This is a genomic window from Mesorhizobium sp. P170090 (assembly GCF_057786115.1).
In genome coordinates this window covers 6,198,728-6,218,282 of the sequence record NZ_JBYNWH010000001.1, presented here as the reverse complement: position 1 = coordinate 6,218,282, position 19,555 = coordinate 6,198,728, and the positions used below count along the sequence as shown (strand labels likewise).

Genomic DNA, 19,555 nt, shown 5'->3' with positions numbered 1-19,555 from the left:
AGAGGGGCGGCGGACCATAGGCCAGCAGCCAGATCACGATCATGACTGCCGCGAGGCCGAGGAAGGTAGATACGCTGGGGAAGGGAGGGGGCGTTTCCTCCCCCTCATTGCCGGCTCGTGGGCCGGCTCGCGGCCGGGCCTTCATGCGTTTTGGGTAGAACCAGGACATGACAAGCCTCAGAATGTCTGGCCGTTGATGGCAGCCAGGTGCTCGACGATCGGTCCGATCGCCAGTGCCGGGAAGAAGGTCAGGCCGACGACGATCAGGATGACGCCGACGAGCAGGCCGACGAACAGCGGGCCGTCGGTCGGGAAGGTGCCGGCGGAAGCCGGAACCGTCTTCTTCGTCGCTAGCGAGCCGGCAATGGCAAGCGCTGGAATGATGACGAAGAAGCGACCCACCCACATGGAGATGCCGAGCGTGATGTTGTACCAGGGCGTGTTGCCGGAAAGGCCGCCAAAGGCCGAGCCGTTGTTGGCCGCCGCCGAAGTGTAGGCATAAAGAACCTCGGAGAAGCCATGCGGACCGCCATTGGCCATCGAGGCGACGGCGCTTGGCAGCACGACCGCTATTGCCGTGAAGACCAGCATGACCAACGGCAGAGCGAGGATGGCGAGCATTGCCATCTTGACCTCCTTGGCCTCGATCTTCTTGCCGAGATATTCGGGCGTGCGGCCAACCATCAGGCCGGCGACGAACACGGTGATGACGATGAACATGACGATGCCGTAGAAGCCGGCGCCGACGCCGCCGACGATGACTTCGCCGAGCTGCATGTTGAGCATCGGGATCAGGCCGCCAAGTGCTGTGAACGAGTCATGCATGGCGTTCACCGCACCGCAGCTCGCAGCCGTGGTGATGACGGCGAATAGTGCCGAAGCGGCAATGCCGAAGCGGCTCTCCTTGCCTTCCATGTTGGCGCCGTCGACGCCCAACGCATGGACCAGCGGATTGCCCGCGGCTTCCGCCCAGTAGCAGATAACGACGCCAGCGATGAACAGCACACCCATCGTGGCCAGGATCGCCCAGCCCTGGCGCTGGTTGCCGACCATGCGGCCGAAGACGTTGGTGAGTGCAGCACCCAGCGCGAAGATCGTCACCATCTGGATCATGTTGGAGATGGCGTCGGGGTTTTCGAAAGGATGCGCGGCATTGGCGTTGAAGAAGCCGCCGCCATTGGTGCCGAGCATCTTGATGGCGACCTGCGAGGCGACCGGCCCAAGGGCGAGCGTCTGCTTGGCGCCCTCCAGCGTGGTGGCGTCGACATAAGGCCCGAGCGTCTGCGGCATGCCGAGCCAGACATAGACAAGGGTGAGCACGATGCTGAGCGGCAGCAGGATGTAGAGCGTGCAGCGGGTCATATCGACCCAGAAATTGCCGATCGATTTGGCCGAGGCGCGGGCGAAGCCGCGGATCAGCGCCACCGCAATGGCAATGCCGACGGCGGCGGACATGAAGTTCTGAACAGTCAGGCCGGCCATCTGCACGAGGTAGGACAACGTGCTTTCGCCGCCGTAATTCTGCCAGTTGGTGTTGGTGACGAAGCTGACGGCAGTGTTGAAGGCGAGATTGGGTTCGACCGATGCCATCCCGGCCGGATTGTAAGGCAGGACGCCCTGCAGGCGTTGCAGAAAGTACAGCACCAGGAAGCTGGCAAGGCTGAAGAAGATGATTCCTGCCGCGTAGGTCGTCCAGTGCTGCTCCTCGCGCTCGCTGGTTCCCGAAATGCGGTAGAGGCCGCGCTCAACGGGCCCGAGTATGGGCGAGAGAAAGGTGCGATCGCCATTGAAGACGCGGTACATGTAGCCGCCGAGCGGCTTCACCAGCAAAACGACGATCCCGCAATAAACCAGGATCTGTATCCATCCGTTGAGTGTCATGGGTTTCCGTGCCTTGCTTCAGAAGCGTTCTGGGCGAACGAGGGCGTATGTCAGGTAGACGAGCAGGAACAAGGTCACGCCGCCACCGAGGATGTAATCGACAAGCATGGTGCGATCCTTCCGCTTAAAGAGCGTCGCAAGCTTTGATGTAGGCGAGGGAAAGACCGAAGAACAAAACCTCGATCCCGATGACGACGATGTCCATTTGTGTTGGTCCTTGCTTCTGCTTGTATTTGGCGCCAGCGACTGGCGAGCCAGAAATTCCATGAGAACGGCCCGCCGTAACTCTGGGGTCACGGCGTCCGCAGCGTTTTGCTCGAGATGGAATATGGACCCGATCGCCATAAAGGTTCGAGACGGGGCCGGGAGGAAAGATATAAAATTCCTATAAAGATTTCCGGGAGATGGCTCCGTTCCGGGCCGCTAGAAACCGACGCCATGATATCGCGACCCCTCTTGCGGCGGCTCCGTCTTTCGAAACAATGGGAACGCAAAGTGAGGGAAAAACAGATGCTCGACATGGCACCATCGAAACAGGCGGCGACATGGCTTTGCGCGCTTGCACGGGCGCTGGAAGCTGATGACGCCGAGGCGGCCGCCAACCTGTTCGTCGAGGATTGCTACTGGCGCGATCTGCTGGCTTTCACCTGGAACATCACCACGATGGAAGGCCGCGATGAGATCCGCGACATGCTGCAAGCGACGCTGGCGGAAACGAAGCCCTCACACTGGACGCTGTCCGGCGAGGCGACCTCGGATGAGGGCACCGTCGAGGCCTGGTTCACGTTCGAAACGGCGGTCGCGCGGGGCGAAGGGATTGTGCGCCTTACGGACGGCCGCTGCCGGACCTTGTTCACGGCGGTGCGTGAGCTCAAGGGGTTCGAGGAACAAAAGGGACCGGCGCGGCCGCTTGGTATCCGTCACAAGGCCGATCCGAAGCGCGAAACCTGGGCGGAGGCGCGGGCGCGCGAGACGCGCGACCTCGGCGCCACCGAGCAGCCCTATTGCCTGGTGATCGGCGGCGGGCAGGGCGGCATCATGCTCGGCGCGCGGCTGAGGCAGCTCGGTGTGCCCACCATCATCATCGAGAAAAATGCGCGCCCCGGCGATTCCTGGCGCAACCGTTATCGCTCGCTCGTGCTCCACGATCCGGTCTGGTACGACCATCTGCCCTACATTCCGTTCCCGGAGAACTGGCCGGTGTTCACGCCCAAGGACAAGATGGGCGACTGGCTGGAGATGTATGTCAGGGTGATGGAGCTCAACTACTGGGTCGCCACCAAATGCCTCAGCGCCAGCTATGACGAGGCCGAGAAGGTGTGGACTGTGGTGGTCGACCGCGTCGGCCGGCAGATCACGCTGAAGCCGAAGCACATTGTCTTTGCCACCGGCGCCTATGGCCCGCCACGCCAGATCGCGCTGCCCGGCGCCGAGACCTTCAAGGGCGAACTCCTGCATTCCAGCCAGTATGCAAGCGGCGAGAAATTCCGCGGCAGACGTGTCGCTGTCATCGGCGCGGCAAGCTCGGGGCACGATGTCAGCGTCGACCTCTGGGAGAGCGGCGCAGACGTCACCATGATCCAGCGGTCGCCGACGACAGTGGTGAAATCCGACACTCTGATGGAAGTCGGCTTCGAGATCTTCTCGGAAAAGGCTTTGGCGCGCGGCATCAGCACCGACAAGGCCGACCTGATCGTCGCGTCCACGCCGTTCGCGCTTGTACCCAAGGGCCAGCGGGATCTTTACGAGGTGATCAAGGCACGCGACGCAGACTTCTACGACCAGCTACGCGCCGCCGGCTTCGCCATCGATTTCGGGGAGGACGAGACCGGGCTGTTGATGAAGGCCTACCGCACCGGCTCCGGCTACTACATCGATGTCGGCGCCTGCGAACTGATCATCAATGGCGAGATCAAAGTGAAGAGCGGCGTCGGCATCAGTTCATTGACGCCGACCGGCATCCTGTTCGACGACCGCAGCGAGCTGGCCGTCGATGCGATCGTCGCCTGTACCGGCTACCAGTCGATGAACGAGACCGTGGCGGCCATCGTCTCGCGCGAGGTCGCCGACAAGGTCGGGCCATGCTGGGGCCTCGGCTCCGGCGTCAAGGGCGATCCCGGTCCTTGGCAAGGCGAGCTGCGCAACATGTGGAAGCCGACGGCGCAGGACGCGCTGTGGTTCCACGGCGGCAATCTGGCGCTGTCGCGGTTTTACTCGAAATATGTGGCGCTGCAGATCAAGGCGCGGATGGAAGGGATTGCGACGCCGGTGTTTGGGGCGGTGAGTAACGCAGGGCGCTAGCGATCTCCTCCCCCCTCGAGGGGGAGATGTCGCCGAAGGCGACAGAGGGGGTCGCCGCGCGTGGAGCGCTGACCTCCAGCTGCCGCGCGGAGCTTGCGTCCGGTCGAACCGACCCCCTCTGGCCTGCCGGCCATCTCCCCCTCAAGGAGGGAGATTATCCACGCCCGAAATGCCGTGCCGCGACCTCGACATGCGTATGTGCCGCATGCGGCTCGAAGCGCTCGGTCTCGTTGTGGTCGGGCGCCTCGTTCGGCCACCAGACACCGCCGATAACAATGCCTTCTGAGACCAGCCGCTGATCCGCGATCAGCGCCGCACCGACCGCATCGACGAAGGTAAAGCGCCCGGGGCGCAGTCTCAGCACCGCGACATCGCCGACACCGCCAACTTTCAGCGTCCCAAGCTCCGGCCTGGCGATCGCCTCGGCTGGCCTTTGCGTGGCGGCGCGCAGCACCTCGACCAGCGGCATGCCCAGCGCCATCAGCTTCGACATGCAGACCAGTATGTCGAAGGCCGGACCGTCGACGCAGTAGAGATGCACGTCGCTGGAGATGACGTCGGGCGCGAGGCCCTCGGCCAGCATCGCTTTCGCCACGGCGAAGTCGAACGATCCCATGCCGTGGCCGATGTCGAAGATGACACCGCGTTCGCGGGCCAGCCGCATGTCCGGCCGCACCGCGCCGGAAGCGAACACCGGCGCGTTGGGGAATGGCCGAAAACAATGGGTGAGGATGTCGCCGCGGCGCAGCCGTGGCAGCACCTCGGAACGGCCGGGCGGCGGCTCGTCTATATGCGCCATCAGCGGCAGACCGACCTGGTCGGCGGCTTCCAGCGCAAGATCGACCGGGGCGATGCCGCTGGCGCCGCCGGCATGCTTGCCGGAGCGCACTTTTACCCCAACGACGACATCGGCGTGCTCGCGCACCGCGGCCACCGTCTCGCGTGGCTCGCAGAGCCTGAGATCGCTGCATTCGCCGACCGAGACGCTTTGCGAGAAGCCGAATATGCCGGCAAAGGAGATGTTGACATAGGCCAGGATGCGCACCTTCGAGCGCTCGATGACATGGCGGCGAAAGCCCAGAAAATTGCCGGCGCCGGCGCTGCCGGCATCGATGAAGGTCGTGGTGCCGCTCTTGGCCGCCAGCCGGTCGGCGTCTACGCCCAGCGAGGTGCCGCCCCAATAGACATGGCTATGCAAATCGATGAGGCCGGGCGTGACGATGCAATCACGAGCGTCGACTATCTTGGTGGCGTGCTTGGCATCGATCGCCGCCTCGATGGCCACGATGCGTCCGCCCGCAACGGCGACATCGCGCGGCGCGTCCAGGCCCGAGGCCGGATCGATCAGGCGGCCGCCCTTGATCAGGAGATCGAACTGCATCGGCGCCTGCCTCTCTTCGTTTTGGGGCATGATCTCTGGACAAAACGGTTTCCGTTTGTCCGAGAAAACCCCGTCTCCACTTTTCGGGATCATGCCCCGGCTGGTCAAACCGGCCGGTAGGCGACGGCTTCGACCTCGATCTTGATGTCGATCATCAGCCGCGATTCGACCGTGGTGCGGGCCGGCGGATTCTTCGGGAAGTGCTTGGCGTAGACGGCATTGAAGGCGCCGAAGTCGCGCGCGTCCTCGAGCCAGACCGTGGTCTTGACGACATCGTCCATGGTGCAACCGGCCAGCGCGAGTGCCGCCTTCACATTCTGCAGCACCTGCTCGGTCTGCTCGGTGATGCCGCCCTTGACCACGATGCGGTCGCTGTCGACCGGCACCTGGCCTGAGATGTAGACGAAATCCCCGGCGCGCACGGCCGGCGACAGCGGCACGTGGGATGTTCCAAAACACTCTTTAGGCAAAGGAAACTCCTGTTCAGAATGGCGGGCCGCGCCCCGTTTTCGGCGACCGCTCTACGCCTGTCCCGGTGATCCTCATAGGGGGCTTTTTGGAAAGCAGCATTTTTCCAAACGCGTGTTGCTTTATCGCAGGCTCGCCAGCATCTTGCGCGTCGCATTTTCCCGACAGGAGATTTCAATGACCTTCGACAAGAACCCGTTTCCAGAGGGCGATGCCGATCGCCACGCGCTCTGGGAAATGTTGGTGCGGCGCGACATCGACGCCTTTATCGGTCAGGACTGGTCGATGGTCGAGGATGATTTCCTCGCCGACAGCTTCTTCGGCATGCATGCGCATTTCCTCAGCGATGCCGACGCCTGGCGTCTGCAATTCCCGAGCCTTGCCGTCTATCGCGACGAATGGCTGCGCCAGGCCAAGGAGACGGCGGCGGCCAGATTCGCCGAGCCGCTGCGCGAGGCGCTGTTTCGCGTCACCAACATGCGCGACATCGATGTCGATGGCGACCGCGCCGTGCTGCACAAGAAGTTCAACGGCTCGGTGGCCAAGGCCGATGGCAGCGTCGACAAGCTGAAATGGCAGACGCTGTATTTTTGCAGGAAGGTGGCGGGCCACTGGAAGATCGGCGGCTTCGTCGGCTACATGCCACATCCCTTGGGGATCTGAGGTTTACCCGCTTATGCTATTGCCGGCCTTCGCGCACGAAGACGTCCGCTTCCGGGCTGCAGCTGTAAAAGCTCGCCAACCGAACCCACTCGAGCTCAAGCGAGTTGAACGGGACAGGTTCGTCCAACAGGGCTAGCGGGAGCGGTGGTCGAACACAACCGCCATGGTCTTACCAATTGCCGCCATGACGACGAGTTCGACGAGATCGTCGTCGCTGTCGACACAGGTTGGATCCATGCGGCGGATGGCGTCGAGCGCCGCCCTGGTCGAGACGGTATCGCCGGCGCGGAATCTGGAAAGCGCAGAGGAAACAAGGTTCTGGGTTGTCACGTCGATGACAGGTACGCTCGGCACTACGTTCATGGCTTCCTCCTGCCAAGAACCCTCTCCCGAAGGAAATAATACGCCGAACGACGGCGTGTGCCAGCGGAATCGTGGTCCGACCAGATTGCCTGGAGGGCACGTTTGCGTGTTTGATAGGATCGAGCCCACAGCGTCCAGGACGGGACATGAAACTGTACTTCAGCCGCAATCCCAATCCGCGCCTCGCGGTTGCAACTGCACGTCATCTGCAGGCCAAGGTCGAGTGTGAGTTTGCGGCACCCATGGCGCCCGGGCAGGCTGAGCGGTTTCGTCAGCTCAATCCCAATCTTACCCTGCCGATATTGGCATGGCCGGGCGGCAGCCTGTGGGAAGCAGACGCCATAGCCTGCCTTCTGTCGCGCGAAGCGGGTTCGGATTTCTGGCGCGGCGGCGATGACCAACCCGACATGATCCGCTGGCTGAGCTGGGGCAAGGAGAATTTCGTCCGGGCCTGCGACATCGTGCATTTCGAGCGCGGAACCAAGCAGCGCTACGGGATTGGGCCTGTCGACCAGGGCAAGGTCGAGGAGGGGCTGGCGGAGTTCCGCATCGCGGCAGCGATTCTCGAGGCGGAGCTCGCCAAGCGGCCATGGCTTGTGGGCAAGTCGCTTTCCTATGCCGATTTCCGCATGGCGACGTTTTTGCCGTTCAACGATGCAGCCGGCCTGCCGCTGGCGGACTATCCCTCTGTTCTGGGTTGGTATCGCCGGCTCGAAGCCATCGATGCCTGGCGCGATCCCTTCGACGGGCTGGACGCGCCGCTTCTGCCGCCGGTCAACTCCGCTTGATGTGCTTCCCTTTGGGCAGATGGGCTGATGTGTGGCGCTTTGGCAGCATAGGTGTGGAACAGCGGGCGAGTTGCCATGGCGCGCTCGACGGCTCGCGGCCGGGTTGATAAGCCCTGTCCGCAAGGAGAGTCGTGACATGACCGTAGCCATCGAGATGGGACAGACGACGGCGGGTGCGCCGGCGGCGCTCGACCTTGAGGAGCTGCTGGCGACCCGGCTTCTGGTGCAAGGCAATTCCGGCTCCGGCAAATCGCACCTTTTGCGCCGGCTCCTGGAGCAGAGCGCGCCCTGGGTGCAGCAGACCATCATCGACCCGGAAGGCGATTTCGTCTCGCTGGGCGACCATTACGGCCATCTGGTCATCGATGCCGAGGAGCATACGGAGCGTGGCCTGCAAGCAGCCGGCGAGCGGGCGCGCATCCACCGCGTCTCCACGGTGCTCAATCTCGAAGGGCTCGATGCCGAGAACCAGATGCGGCGCGCCGCTGCCTTTCTCGGCGGGTTGTTCGAGGTTGCCCGCGAGCATTGGTATCCGATGCTGGTGGTGGTCGACGAAGCGCAGCTGTTCGCGCCCGCCGTGGCCGGCGAAGTGTCCGACGAGGCGCGAAAGCTCTCGCTCGGCGCCATGACCAATTTGATGTGCCGCGGCCGCAAGCGCGGCCTTGCCGGCATCATCGCCACGCAGCGGCTGGCAAAGCTCGCCAAGAATGTCGCGGCGGAGGCGTCCAATTTCCTCATGGGCCGTACCTTCCTCGATATCGACATGGCGCGCGCCGCCGACCTTCTGGGCATGGAACGGCGTCAGGCCGAGGCGTTTCGAGACCTGGAGCGCGGGCACTTCATGGCGTTGGGCCCAGCGCTGTCGCGCCGTCCGCTGGGCGTGCGCATCGGCCAGACCGAGACCAGCCCGCGCAACGGTACGCCGCGGCTGATGGCAATGCCGGAAACAGCGCTTGAAGACGCGCGCGCCATCATCCTGGCGGCGCCGCCGCCCGAGACGATGCGCGCGCCGCGCCGGATGGCGTCGCCGGAGCTGCTCGACCAGCTGATGGCGGCCAAATCGGCGGCGATGGAGATCCGCCCGGAACCTGCGGAACCGGCGGTAAGCGCCGAGGATATGGCCGAGCGGCGAGAGCGGGTGGACCGTGTCCTGCGCGCCATCCTGGCGCAGCCCGATGCGGGTTTCCGCGTCATCGGCGTGCTTTATCAGGAGTTCGTCGTCCGCTGCCGCATCGAAGGCCTCGCTTCGGTGGTGCCGGACCTCTCAGAATTCCGTCGCATGCTGACGCGTGCCCGCGCCGGGCTCGGCGCCGACATGGCAGGCGATGACGCCTGGCAGGACGTTTCCGTGCGCGCCTCGCTGCTGCCCGAGGACATGCAGGGCGTGTTCATGATGATCGCCCGCGCCGCCAAGGAGGGCTGGCCGTGCCCGAGCGACGCGGCGATCGCGCGCGCCTACGGCTCGCATTCGCTGCGCCGCGCCCGGCGGCTGCTCACCTATATCGAGGAGCAGGGCCTCATCGTCTGCCAGCTCGACGGCACCGGCCGCCGCACGGTGACGCTGGTCGAGCTCGCCTGGGCGACGGCGCCGGGCGACCCCAATGCCGCGGAGGCGGAACAGGGCAGCCTGGCGCTCTGAAAGGCGAACAGGCAGCTACCTGACTTGCTTGCGCGGTTCTGAACAAGATGTGTTTCGCCGATCGGCGCGCGACGATTTATGATGGGTTTCCGAGAATCGCAGAACGGTTCGGGCGGGAGGGTTGTCCGGTGCGGTTGAAATCTCTGGCTGTCTTTGTCTTTGGCCTCCTCGCCGTCGCCGGCATCGCCTTGACGATGTCTGCCCGGTCTTTTGCCGCGTCCTCCGATATACCGGCCTGGCTGCAGGCCCACGTCGGCAATGACGACGGCGAGATTTCGCAAGTGGTGCTGGAGCGGGCGCGCGCGCTTTACCTGAAAAAGGTCGCGCAAGGCGCGGTCCACAATGGCTGCTATTTCGCCATGGATGCGACGCGCCCCGGCGATCTCGGCAATGGCGTGCTAGGGCGGCGCTACTACGTCATTTGCGAGGCCAAGCAGTCGTTCAGGGCGATCTCGTCGGGCCATGGCGGCGGCCGCAATTTGAAAGGCGTGGTCGATTTCTCCAACGGCAAACGCTGCGCGAAAAACTTCGGCAATGCCCTGGACTCGTCCTTGACGACCGGTGGCGCCTATATGACCGGCGAGGCAAAGACCTCATTCAAGGGTTTTTACCGCATCGGCGCAAAAAAGGACCAGGCGCTGCTGCGCACCTTCATCCAGTTCGACGGTGAGGGGGAGACGGCGAATGCCAGGCAGCGGGTGATCGGTGGCCACGCGGCGCGGCTGTTGCGCGGCATGTGCCTGCGCAAGAACCCGAACAGCTCCTATGCCGACCATGACGGCTTCGTGCCATACGGCAAGCTGGTGGATTATGCCGGCGGCCGCAGCAATGGCTGCACCAGCTGGTCGCCGTCCGACGCCGACCAGATCATTTCGATGGTGAAGGGCAATCCGACGACGCTCTATATCTACCCGGAATCGCGCGACATCACCGCCGTTGGTAAATCGGGCGCCTATTGGAATGCGTCCTGCCTGAAGGAGATCGGCAAGCCGAAATTCTGGCCGCGAAAGAGCCTTGAGCCGATCATCGCGCAATACGCCAAGGACAACCCGCCACCGCCGCCACAACCGTTGCCGATCTGCACCGGGCCGTGAGGGATGAGTCCTCGGCTCGGCATTGTCGGCGGCGCGGACTGGCTGGGCGGCGCCGCCGATCCGATGGGCTCTACTGATTGATCTCGGGTTCGACGAGCTTTGCCAGATTGCGCAGCGACTCCTGCCAGCCGAGATAGCAGGCTTCGGCCGGAATAACGTCCGGAATGCCGGCCTGCGTGATGTCGAGTTCCGTGCCGACCGACACTTTCTTCAGGAGCACGGTCACTTCGATCTGGCCGGGCAAATTGGGGTCGTCGAACCTGTCGGTGTAGCGCAGGCGCTCGCCGGGAACGAGTTCGAGATATTCGCCGCCGAAGGAATGGCTGCCGCCCGTCGTGAAGTTTCGGAACGACATCTTGAAGGCGCCACCGACTTTCGCGTCGAAGCTGTGTACCGTGCAAGTGAAGCCGTTCGGCGGAAGCCATTTCGCCAGCGCGTCGGCTTCTGTGAATGCGCGGTAGACCTTCTCCGGGCTGGTCGTCAGAACGCGGTGCAAACGTACGGTGCTTGGCATCTCTTCGGTATCCTTTGTGGTTTCGTTGTCCGATGCCCCAAGGACGGGTGAACCTCACCCGGTCCGACATAGCCTGTCAAATTTTCTTGAGCCCTTTGCCCGCGGCCATCCGCCCGCGACTTCGACCGCCGCCTCAGGCAGGCGGTCGTGTCGCGTCAAATTGCATGCATCATTGACAGGTTGCCTAACTTTTCGGCGCGGATCTCACAATTTATTAAAATTTTAAGTCTCTCCTACAAAGTTGTATTAGGATCAGCTTAACACCTTCGGCATTATCTATTAAATGATGGGCGACGATCTCCTTGGTGTACTATAGAATGATTCCCTGGAACGACGGATCAATTTAAGAGTTGATCCGAAATGGTCGCTCGAAGGTTGTCGAACGACCAAGGCAGCACGCGCAAGGAGTGTCGGAATGACCACAGTCCTCAACGCCAAAGGCATTCCACTTCCGTATACCGGCGCTTCCACCCATTGGTTCTCGGCGACTGGAGGCGCGCCTTACCGCTACGGCACCTCGGGCAACGATTCCTTCTGGGGCGACACCAACGTCAAGGTCACCATGTATGGCGGCGCGGGCGACGACTATTACCATCTCTATTCGACGATCAACAAAGCGGTCGAGAACTACGGCGCGGGCGTCGACACGATCGATACCTGGATGAGCTACAAGCTGCCCGCGAATTTCGAGAACCTCGTCGTCACCGGCGACGGCCACTATGCCTTCGGCAATGGTCAGGACAACATCATAACGGGCGGCGCTGGCAGCCAGACGCTGGACGGCGGCAAGGGCAATGACGTGCTGATCGGCGGCGCCGGCGCCGACACCTTCATCATCACCAAGGGCAATGGCAGCGACCTTATCTCCGATTTCGGCGCGACCGACACGGTGCGCCTCAACGGCTATGCCTTCACCTCGTTCGAGGCCGTCCACGCCAATATGGTCCAGGTGGGATCGAACGTGCAGCTGAACCTCGGCTCGAGCGAGGTGCTGGTGTTCCACAACACCACGATCGACAAGTTTCAGCCCGGCCAGTTCGAGCTGCCGATCGACAAGACCGGCATGACGCTGTCTTTCAACGACGATTTCAACACGCTGAGCCTGTGGAACGGCCAGAGCGGCATCTGGGATTCCAATTTCTGGTGGGGGGCGCAGAACGGCAGCTCGCAGCCCCAGAACGGCGAGCTGCAATGGTATATCGACGCCAATTATGCGCCGACCAGCTCGGTCCATCCGTTCAGCGTCGCAAGCGGCGTGCTCACCATAACCGCGGCGCATACGCCCGACGACATCAAGCCGCTGATCAACAATTACGAATACACTTCCGGCATACTGACGACGCACGACACCTTCTCGCAGACCTATGGCTATTTCGAAATGCGGGCCGATCTCCCGGAAAACGCCGGCGCGTGGCCGGCCTTCTGGCTTCTGCCCGAAGACGGTTCATGGCCACCGGAACTCGACGTGATCGAAATGTATGGGCAGAACCCGAATGCGCTTCTCATGACCGCGCACACAAATGAGACGGGAACCCACACCACGGTCGGGTCGACGGTGAATGTCTCCAACACCGACGGCTATCACACCTATGGCCTGTTGTGGACGCCGGACAAGCTGGTCTGGACCTATGATGGCGTCCAGGTCGCGGAAGCGGCGACGCCGTCCGATATGAACAAGCCCATGTATATGCTGGTCGACCTTGCGGTCGGCGGTCAAGCCGGCGCGCCGCCCGACCATCTGGCGACGCCCGCGCAAATGAAGATCGACTATATCCACGCCTATACGCTGAACGATTTGCAGCAGAGCCATCTGAGCACGACAGCCGAGCACGCCGTCTAGATGTCACGGGACCGCGCGCCACTCAGGGATGCGGCCATCGGCCTGCGCCCGGTTTTCCTGCGCGGCATCGCCGATATCGGCATCTTTTCGTTGCTGATCAACATCCTTCTCCTGGTGATCCCGCTCTATTTGCTGCAGGTCTATGACCGGGTGTTGCCGTCCTCCAGCGTCGAGACTCTGCTTTATCTCTCCGTCATGGCGGTGGTCGCGCTCGCCTTCCTCGGCCTGCTGGACGCGGTCCGCGCCATCTACGCGCAGCGTGTTGCGGCCACCGTCGACCAGAAACTGGGCGCGCGGACGTTCGCCGCCTCGCTTGGCGCCAGACATGCCGGCAGCGGGCTGTCGCCGCTGAACGACCTTGCCACTGCTTGCGCCTTCATCAGGTCGCGCGGCGTGGCGGTGTTGTTCGACCTGCCGTTTGCGCCCGTCTTCCTGGCCTTGCTCTATTTCATCCATCCCGTCCTGTTCTGGCTGACGCTCGCCGGCGCCGTGCTGCTGTTTCTCTTGGTCGTGGCCAACCAGCTTGCCATCGGCAGGAACGATGCCATGTCGGCGGAACGCTCGGCGGTGGCCAGCCAGGCGGAACAGGCCTTCGCCCGCAACACCGACACGCTGCGCGCCATGGGCATGGTGCAAAATGCCGCCGCGGTCTGGGGACAACACGTTGCTGAGGCGCTGACCCTGCATGACCGTTCCGGAAGCGCCAATGCGATCTTCAGCGCGACGTCGCGGGCGCTGCGCATGATGCTGCAACTGGCGATCCTCGGCGCCGGCGCGTGGCTGGTGCTACAAGGGCAGATGACCGCCGGCATGATCTTCGCTTCGTCGCTGGTGTCGTCGCGCGCGCTGCAGCCGCTCGACCAGCTGATCGGATCCTGGCGGCAGATCGTCGACGCCAAGCGATGCTGGAAGCGGCTGGACACCGCCCTTGCGGCGCAACCAGCGCAGGGGCGCAAGCTCGCACTGCCCGATCCATTGGGCGCGATTTCGGTGCAGGATCTGTTCTTCATCGCGCCGACTGCGGCTTTCGGCACGGAGCCCATCCTCAAGCGGTTGAATTTTGCCATCGGCGCCGGCGAAGCGGTGGCGATCGTCGGCCCGAGCGGGGCCGGCAAATCGACGCTGGCGAAATTGCTTGTGGGCGCGCTGCAGCCGACCGGCGGCGCGGTCAGGGTCGACGGCGCCGACCTGAGGAGCTGGGACGAAACCCAGCTTGGCAGGCATATCGGCTATCTCGCGCAGGAGGTGGAGCTTTTCCCGGGATCGATCGCGCAAAATGTCGCCCGCTTCGAACCCGACGCCGATGACGCCGCGATCGTCGAAGCGGCCAGGCGCGCCGAGGCGCATGAGCTGATTCTCACGCTGCGCGACGGCTATCAGACCATGATAGGCCCGTCGCATACCGTGCTGTCGGGCGGCGAGCGCCAGCGGATAGGGCTGGCGCGCGCCTTCTACGGCAAGCCACGCATGCTGGTGCTGGACGAGCCCAACGCCCATCTCGACGGCAGTGGGGAGGCGGCGCTCGAAGGGATGCTTTCGGCCGCGCGAAGTGTAAGCGTCACGACAGTCGTCATCACGCATCGCCCTTCGATCGCCGCGGCCTGCGACCGCGTCATGGTCCTGCGCAACGGCATGGTCGAAGCTTTCGGCCCTGCGAGCGAGGTGCTGAGGCAACCGGCGGCCGGCAAGGCCGGGAGCGCGGTGGTGACAGGCTCGTTCGTGCCGACCGTGCGCCCGCACAGCGTCCGCTTCGGGTCATAGACGATGATGCAGCAGAGCCTCGCCTTCGAAGGTCGACCGCGCACCGACTTCCGCCGCATGGCCGTCGTCGGCTACGTGGCCATAGCGCTCTTCGTCGGCTGCTTCGGCTATTGGGCGGCGAACGCGCCGCTCTCCGGCGCGGTGATCACCTCCGGCACGATCTCGGCGACGGGCGGCAACATCCTCATCCAGCACCCCGAGGGCGGCATCATCGAGCAGTTGCTGGTGCATGAAGGCGACCGCGTGCAACAAGGCGAACCGCTGGTCCTGCTCGACCGCAGGGCGGCTCAGACCGACCTCAACCGGCTGACCAGACAGACGATCGCGCTCAGGGCAAGTGCCGCGCGACTTGAGGCCGAGCGCGACGGATCGGACAGGCTGGCGCCGATCGCCGAAGCAGCACCCGCGCCGTTCCAGCGCGATTTCGACAATCTGGTGCACGAACAGCAGAAGGAGTTCGAGGCCAGGCTCGCCCGGTTCCGCTCCGAGCAGTCGATCCTGGCGCAGCGCGTCGCCATGCATCGTGAGTCGGCGCTGGGACTGGAGGCGCAGAAACTCGCCATCCAGCAACAGGCCGAGATCGTGAAGAAGGAACTCGGCATCAAGACCGGCCTGCTCGACAAGGGTCTCACCAACCGCAGCGAATATTCGCAGCTTCTGCGCAGCGAGGCCGATCTGGTCGGCCAGGCCGGCGCGCTGGAGGCGGATATCGCAGCGACCAAGACGCAGATCGTCGAAGCCCAGGCGCAGGTCGAGCGCGCGACCACGCAGCGCGTCGAGGACGCGCTGACCAAGCTCGACGAGGTTCGCACCAGCCTGGCCGACATCGGCGAACAGATCACCGCAGCCGAGGCGGTGCTGGGGCGCACGACGATCAAGGCGCCGGCAGCCGGCATCGTGGTATCCTCGATCTACAACTCCAAAGGCAGCGTGATTGCGCCGGGGCAGAAGATCATGGAGATCCTGCCGACCGCGTCGGGCCTCATCGTCGACGCGAAGCTGCGGCCGAAAGACGTGGACCTGGTTCGCGTCGGCCAGCCGGCGAAGCTCAGGCTGTCCGCCCTGAACGCGCGCCTCACCCCTGAGGTCCCGGCTACGGTGACGCAAATTTCCGCCGACCGGCTGATCGATGAAACCACGCATGAGGCGTATTTCCGCGCCAGGCTGAAGATCACCGACACGCTGCCGCAGGGCGTGAAAGCCGAGCAGCTTTACCCGGGAACGCCGGTCGAGGCGTTTATCAGCACCGGCGACCGAACCTTCCTCGAATATCTGGCGCGGCCGATGCTGGACTCGTTCGCGCGGGCGTTCACGGAGCGATAGGCGCCAACTCGTCCTCCCAGTTGACGCCGCCGTAGAACACCCTGAGAATCACCACCTGGTCGCCTTCTACGGTGAAGGCCACAGTCAGGCGGCGCTCGAAGCCAACGATGCAAAGCCCCGGCCGCACATCATCCCTTAGGGTTCCGCGTTCCGAGGCATAGTCGAGACCCAGGCAAAATCGCTCGATCCGCTCGATGTAGCGAAGGGCGGTGAGGTTGCCGGATGCGTGAGCGACCGTATCGTATATCCATAACAGGTCCGTCTGGGCTTCCGGCAAAAGGACAACATGCCGGCGCTTCACACGTTCCCCTTGAGGCGAGCTGCGTGATGTGCGCGAATGCTTTCAAAAGACTTGTCGGCCGGGATGGCCTGGGAGGGGTCTGCCTTCCACCTATCATAGGTCGGCGCGACCTCCTCACGCAGCCAGCGCTCCACAGCGGCGTCGCGTTCCTGCAATGCGCGAAGACCGGCGCGGATCACTTCACTGCTGGTCGCGTATGTGCCGGACCGAACGAGCTGGTCGATGAAAGCAGCCTGCTCGGCCGGCAGGCTGAAGGTGCGTTTTTCGGTGGCGGACATGGATCCCTCCTATCAGGTTGGTATGATATTATCATACCAACGGCGAGATCGCACGCCCCAATATAGGCTTAGGGACCGCTCCCCTTGCCGTCGGCAAAGACACCGGACATTCGGTTCGGATGCCTGAGATGGGTCGGCGTGATACCGGTCTGATGGCGGAAGACACGGCTGAAATGGCCGGCATTGGGAAAACCGCAGCGGTAGGCGATGTCGCCGATTGCCAAGTCGCTCCCCTCCAGCAGCGACTTGGCCTGATGTACGCGCAGCGCAAGATAGGCGGCCATCGGGCCGATGCCGAGCTCGGCGCAGAACAGCCGCTCAAGCTGGCGCCGGGATAAATGCAACCGGCCCGCGATCTCGGCGACCGACAGCGTCTCCTGGAGATTGCTTTCCATCAGAAGCAGCGCCCGTTTCACCGCTCGGCTCGACGCGGCCGGAAAGAGATCGCCGACGGGCTGCACATCCAGGCTCGAGCGGATGCGGTCGAGCACGAGGATCTTGGCGGCTTTTTCCGCAGCCTTGCGGCCGATGAACTGCGACACGAAATGGCCGGCAAGGTCGGCCGCACCCGTGCCGCCGGCGCAGGTCGAGCGGCCCCTATCGACGGAAAACAGGCTGTCGGCATGGGCGTTCACGTCAGGGAATTGGCTGCGGAAATCCTTGATATGGAACCAGCTGACGGCGGCACTGTAGCCATCGAGCAGGCCGTAGCGCGCGAGCACGAAGCTGCCGGTGCAGAGTGCCGTCAGCGGCACGCACTTTTCGGCCGCCCGCAACAGGAAGGCCTCCTTTTCGGAGCTGAGGCTGCGGTTGGTGTCGAGCAGACCGCCGACCACGACGACATTGTCGAACTCCTGCGGATTGCCGATCGCCTTGGTCGGCAGCAACTCGACACCGCAACTCGCGCGGATCGGCAGGCCACGCTCGCCGACGATCTCCCAGTCGAACTCGATCCGGCGGCTGCGGTCGCCTTCATCGCCGGCCAGCCGCAGCGTGTCGATGAACAGCGACAGCGGCGACAGCGTGAAGTCGCGAACCAAGAGAAACGCAAACCGCCTGGCCATTGTTGCTCCGAAACGTTCCTTCGGGTGGATGGAAGCAAAGATGTCGCACAGGCGAGCACGCGGCGCTTTTCAGGAGAAGCCACCGGATGTCGGAGATGAGATCGACGGCCTCAGTGCGGAGCTGGAAATTCTCTGGGTTGTGTGGTGGTCATGGGATGTCGTCATCTACGCTCACACAAGACAGGCAGATGGACCAGTGGAATTGATCAGCATGGCACGGCGTGAGAAAAACCCTATCGTGTTTGTGTAACCTGCAGCACCAAAGCGGAGCCCAAGCCATGACCCTCACCAATCGCGATATCATCGAGCTGACGGCATGGCGCCGCAAGCTGCACCAAAACCCGGAAATCTCCAACGAGGAAGAACAGACCGCCAAGGAAGTCGTCAGCTTCCTCGCCGATACAGGGCCGGACAAGGTACTGACCGGCCTCGGCGGTCATGGCGTGGCGGCGGTCTATGACAGCGGCCAGGCGGGACCGACGGTGCTGTTCCGCTCGGAGATCGATGCGCTGCCGATCGAGGAGCTTTCGGGCGTCGAGCATGCCTCGCAGGTGCCGGGAAAATCGCATATGTGCGGCCATGACGGCCACACCGCGATCCTGGCCGCACTTGGCCGTCAGCTCGGACGAGAACGGCCGGCGCGCGGCCGCGTCGTCTTGATGTTCCAGCCGGCGGAGGAGACCGGCAATGGTGCCGCCGGCGTCGTCGCCGATCCACGCTTTGGCGAGATCGCGCCGGACTTCGCCTTCTCGCTGCACAATCTGCCGGGCGTGCCGTTCGGCGAGGTGCGGCTCAAGCCCGGCGTGGTCAACTGCGCCTCGCGCGGCATCCGCATCGTGCTGGAGGGCAAGACCGCGCATTCCTCCATGCCCGAAACCGGCGTGTCGCCGATGCCGGCGATCAGCCAGCTGATGCCGACGCTTCCGGCACTGGGGCGCGGTACCTTTGCCGACGATGATTTCAGCATGGTCACCGTCACCCATGCGACGATGGGCGAGGCCGTGTTCGGCATCGCGCCCGGCTACGCCGAGGTGTGGGCGACGCTGCGTACAAGGCGCGACGAGCGCATGGCGGAACTGGTCGCGGCGGCGGAAGCGTTGGCCACCAGGATCGCGGCCGAGCACCACCTTTCCGTGCGCTGCGACTATCACGAGATCTTCGTCGCCAGCGTCAACGCTCCAGACGCGGTGGAACATCTCAACCGCGCGCTGGACGAAGAGGGCGTCGCGCGCAGCGAGGAAGCCTTGCCGATGCGCGCTTCGGAAGATTTTGGCATCTTCGGCCACAAGGCGAGGTCGGCGATGTTCTTCCTCGGCGCGGGCGAGCGCACCCCGTCATTGCACAATCCCGATTATGATTTTCCCGACGATCTGATCCCGATCGGTTCGAAGATCTTCATGCGCACGGCGCGCAACCTGCTGGGGTGAGCGGCCCTGCAAAATCCGCATCCTGGAGCTGCCTTTTTCCCGCTGGAATCGTCTTGTAGTCGCCTCCTACATTAGGAGGGGCTTGCGGATGAGAATTGCAATGGTCGTCGCGTTGACTGCGACAGTGGCAGGGTGCGTATCGTCTCCGGTCCAGTATGGAGCCTCGCTCTCGACCCAAGACCCGAAATGGGCGACGCCGGAATGCCAGCAGGCCCGCACCGATGCCATGAATTACGACGCGCGCGAGAAGGAGCATCCGGGATGGGCCGCCGGCGTCGTGCTGGGGCCCTACAGCATGGGCCTCGTGGCGGCCATCAAGGAGAACGAGCAGAAGCAGCGAAGGCTGCTCGCACGCGAGGTGCATTTGCAGTGCTCAAGCCTGCCCTTGCCGAGGGATCTGGACTTCGATCCAAAGATCTACGCGCCAAAGCCGACGCATTACCCCTGAGGGTGGCTTGCCGGCGGCGAT

The 19,555-nt window shown here is 63.6% G+C and carries 19 protein-coding genes; 10 read left to right on the top strand and 9 right to left on the bottom strand.

The window, feature by feature from the left end; all coding sequences use genetic code 11:
* Positions 1-177: 177 nt before the first annotated feature.
* Complete coding sequence (kdpA, locus tag AC3EML_RS30000) at positions 178-1,881, bottom strand: potassium-transporting ATPase subunit KdpA (protein WP_352521574.1); 1,704 nt, start codon at positions 1,879-1,881, stop codon at positions 178-180.
* An 18-nt stretch (positions 1,882-1,899) separates the two neighbouring features.
* On the bottom strand, positions 1,900-1,989 hold the full coding sequence (locus tag AC3EML_RS29995; protein WP_023669708.1) for a K(+)-transporting ATPase subunit F: 90 nt from the start codon (positions 1,987-1,989) through the stop codon (positions 1,900-1,902).
* Between the two features lie 402 nt (positions 1,990-2,391).
* Here AC3EML_RS29995 and AC3EML_RS29990 point away from each other — a divergent pair, with 402 nt between their 5' ends.
* Positions 2,392-4,182, top strand: coding sequence for a flavin-containing monooxygenase (locus tag AC3EML_RS29990; RefSeq protein ID WP_023699139.1), 1,791 nt, complete (start codon positions 2,392-2,394; stop codon positions 4,180-4,182).
* Between the two features lie 154 nt (positions 4,183-4,336).
* On the opposite strand, the gene AC3EML_RS29985 is transcribed toward AC3EML_RS29990, so the two are convergent.
* Both AC3EML_RS29985 and AC3EML_RS29980 read right to left on the bottom strand, forming a co-directional pair.
* Positions 4,337-5,563, bottom strand: coding sequence for an amidohydrolase/deacetylase family metallohydrolase (locus AC3EML_RS29985; RefSeq protein ID WP_352521573.1), 1,227 nt, complete (start codon positions 5,561-5,563; stop codon positions 4,337-4,339).
* A 104-nt stretch (positions 5,564-5,667) separates the two neighbouring features.
* A complete protein-coding gene (locus AC3EML_RS29980) occupies positions 5,668-6,033 on the bottom strand; it encodes a RidA family protein (protein WP_023707576.1) in 366 nt (121 codons plus the stop codon).
* Between the two features lie 175 nt (positions 6,034-6,208).
* Here AC3EML_RS29980 and AC3EML_RS29975 point away from each other — a divergent pair, with 175 nt between their 5' ends.
* On the top strand, positions 6,209-6,694 hold the full coding sequence (locus tag AC3EML_RS29975) for a hypothetical protein (RefSeq protein WP_023669704.1): 486 nt from the start codon (positions 6,209-6,211) through the stop codon (positions 6,692-6,694).
* Positions 6,695-6,826: 132 nt separating this feature from the next.
* On the opposite strand, the gene AC3EML_RS29970 is transcribed toward AC3EML_RS29975, so the two are convergent.
* The gene (locus AC3EML_RS29970) at positions 6,827-7,057 is read right to left on the bottom strand and encodes a hypothetical protein (RefSeq protein ID WP_023669703.1); all 231 of its coding nucleotides are present in this window, start codon (positions 7,055-7,057) and stop codon (positions 6,827-6,829) included.
* A 146-nt stretch (positions 7,058-7,203) separates the two neighbouring features.
* Here AC3EML_RS29970 and AC3EML_RS29965 point away from each other — a divergent pair, with 146 nt between their 5' ends.
* From AC3EML_RS29965 to AC3EML_RS29955, 3 genes are all read left to right on the top strand, one after another.
* A complete protein-coding gene (locus tag AC3EML_RS29965) occupies positions 7,204-7,845 on the top strand; it encodes a glutathione S-transferase family protein (RefSeq protein ID WP_023700072.1) in 642 nt (213 codons plus the stop codon).
* A gap of 136 nt (positions 7,846-7,981) precedes the next feature.
* Positions 7,982-9,484 carry a helicase HerA domain-containing protein gene (locus AC3EML_RS29960; RefSeq protein WP_023691930.1) on the top strand — a complete coding sequence of 501 codons (1,503 nt, stop codon included), beginning with the start codon at positions 7,982-7,984 and terminating at the stop codon, positions 9,482-9,484.
* A gap of 128 nt (positions 9,485-9,612) precedes the next feature.
* Positions 9,613-10,578 (top strand): hypothetical protein, encoded by a 966-nt coding sequence (locus AC3EML_RS29955; protein WP_023726477.1) that lies wholly within the window; start codon positions 9,613-9,615, stop codon positions 10,576-10,578.
* A 70-nt stretch (positions 10,579-10,648) separates the two neighbouring features.
* Here the strand turns inward: AC3EML_RS29955 and AC3EML_RS29950 are convergent, their stop codons facing one another.
* Positions 10,649-11,092, bottom strand: a complete 444-nt coding sequence (locus AC3EML_RS29950; protein WP_023683102.1) for an SRPBCC family protein — start codon at positions 11,090-11,092, stop codon at positions 10,649-10,651.
* A 415-nt stretch (positions 11,093-11,507) separates the two neighbouring features.
* Between AC3EML_RS29950 and eglC the strand changes: the two genes are divergently transcribed.
* From eglC to AC3EML_RS29935, 3 genes are read left to right on the top strand one after another with little or no spacing between them, the layout of a single operon-like run.
* A complete protein-coding gene (gene eglC, locus AC3EML_RS29945) occupies positions 11,508-12,932 on the top strand; it encodes an endo-1,3-1,4-beta-glycanase EglC (protein ID WP_023733571.1) in 1,425 nt (474 codons plus the stop codon).
* Positions 12,933-14,693 (top strand): type I secretion system permease/ATPase, encoded by a 1,761-nt coding sequence (locus AC3EML_RS29940; protein WP_023733570.1) that lies wholly within the window; start codon positions 12,933-12,935, stop codon positions 14,691-14,693.
* A gap of 3 nt (positions 14,694-14,696) precedes the next feature.
* Positions 14,697-16,016: an HlyD family type I secretion periplasmic adaptor subunit gene (locus tag AC3EML_RS29935; protein WP_023707582.1), complete on the top strand. Its 1,320-nt coding sequence runs from the start codon at positions 14,697-14,699 to the stop codon at positions 16,014-16,016.
* On the opposite strand, the gene AC3EML_RS29930 is transcribed toward AC3EML_RS29935, so the two are convergent.
* The 3 genes from AC3EML_RS29930 to AC3EML_RS29920 all read right to left on the bottom strand — a co-directional run bounded on the left by AC3EML_RS29930 (position 16,003) and on the right by AC3EML_RS29920 (position 17,659).
* Entirely contained in the window at positions 16,003-16,317 is a 315-nt protein-coding gene (locus AC3EML_RS29930; RefSeq protein WP_023707583.1) for a type II toxin-antitoxin system RelE/ParE family toxin, read from the bottom strand. The genes AC3EML_RS29935 and AC3EML_RS29930 overlap by 14 nt on opposite strands.
* Positions 16,314-16,595 carry a type II toxin-antitoxin system ParD family antitoxin gene (locus AC3EML_RS29925; protein WP_023707584.1) on the bottom strand — a complete coding sequence of 94 codons (282 nt, stop codon included), beginning with the start codon at positions 16,593-16,595 and terminating at the stop codon, positions 16,314-16,316. Before AC3EML_RS29925 ends, AC3EML_RS29930 begins: the two co-directional genes overlap by 4 nt.
* 68 nt (positions 16,596-16,663) lie before the next feature.
* A complete protein-coding gene (locus AC3EML_RS29920; protein ID WP_023707585.1) occupies positions 16,664-17,659 on the bottom strand; it encodes a GlxA family transcriptional regulator in 996 nt (331 codons plus the stop codon).
* A gap of 278 nt (positions 17,660-17,937) precedes the next feature.
* Between AC3EML_RS29920 and AC3EML_RS29915 the strand changes: the two genes are divergently transcribed.
* Positions 17,938-19,086, top strand: a complete 1,149-nt coding sequence (locus AC3EML_RS29915; RefSeq protein WP_023804632.1) for an amidohydrolase — start codon at positions 17,938-17,940, stop codon at positions 19,084-19,086.
* Positions 19,087-19,174: 88 nt separating this feature from the next.
* Positions 19,175-19,534 (top strand): hypothetical protein, encoded by a 360-nt coding sequence (locus tag AC3EML_RS29910; RefSeq protein WP_023691921.1) that lies wholly within the window; start codon positions 19,175-19,177, stop codon positions 19,532-19,534.
* Positions 19,535-19,555 lie beyond the last annotated feature (21 nt).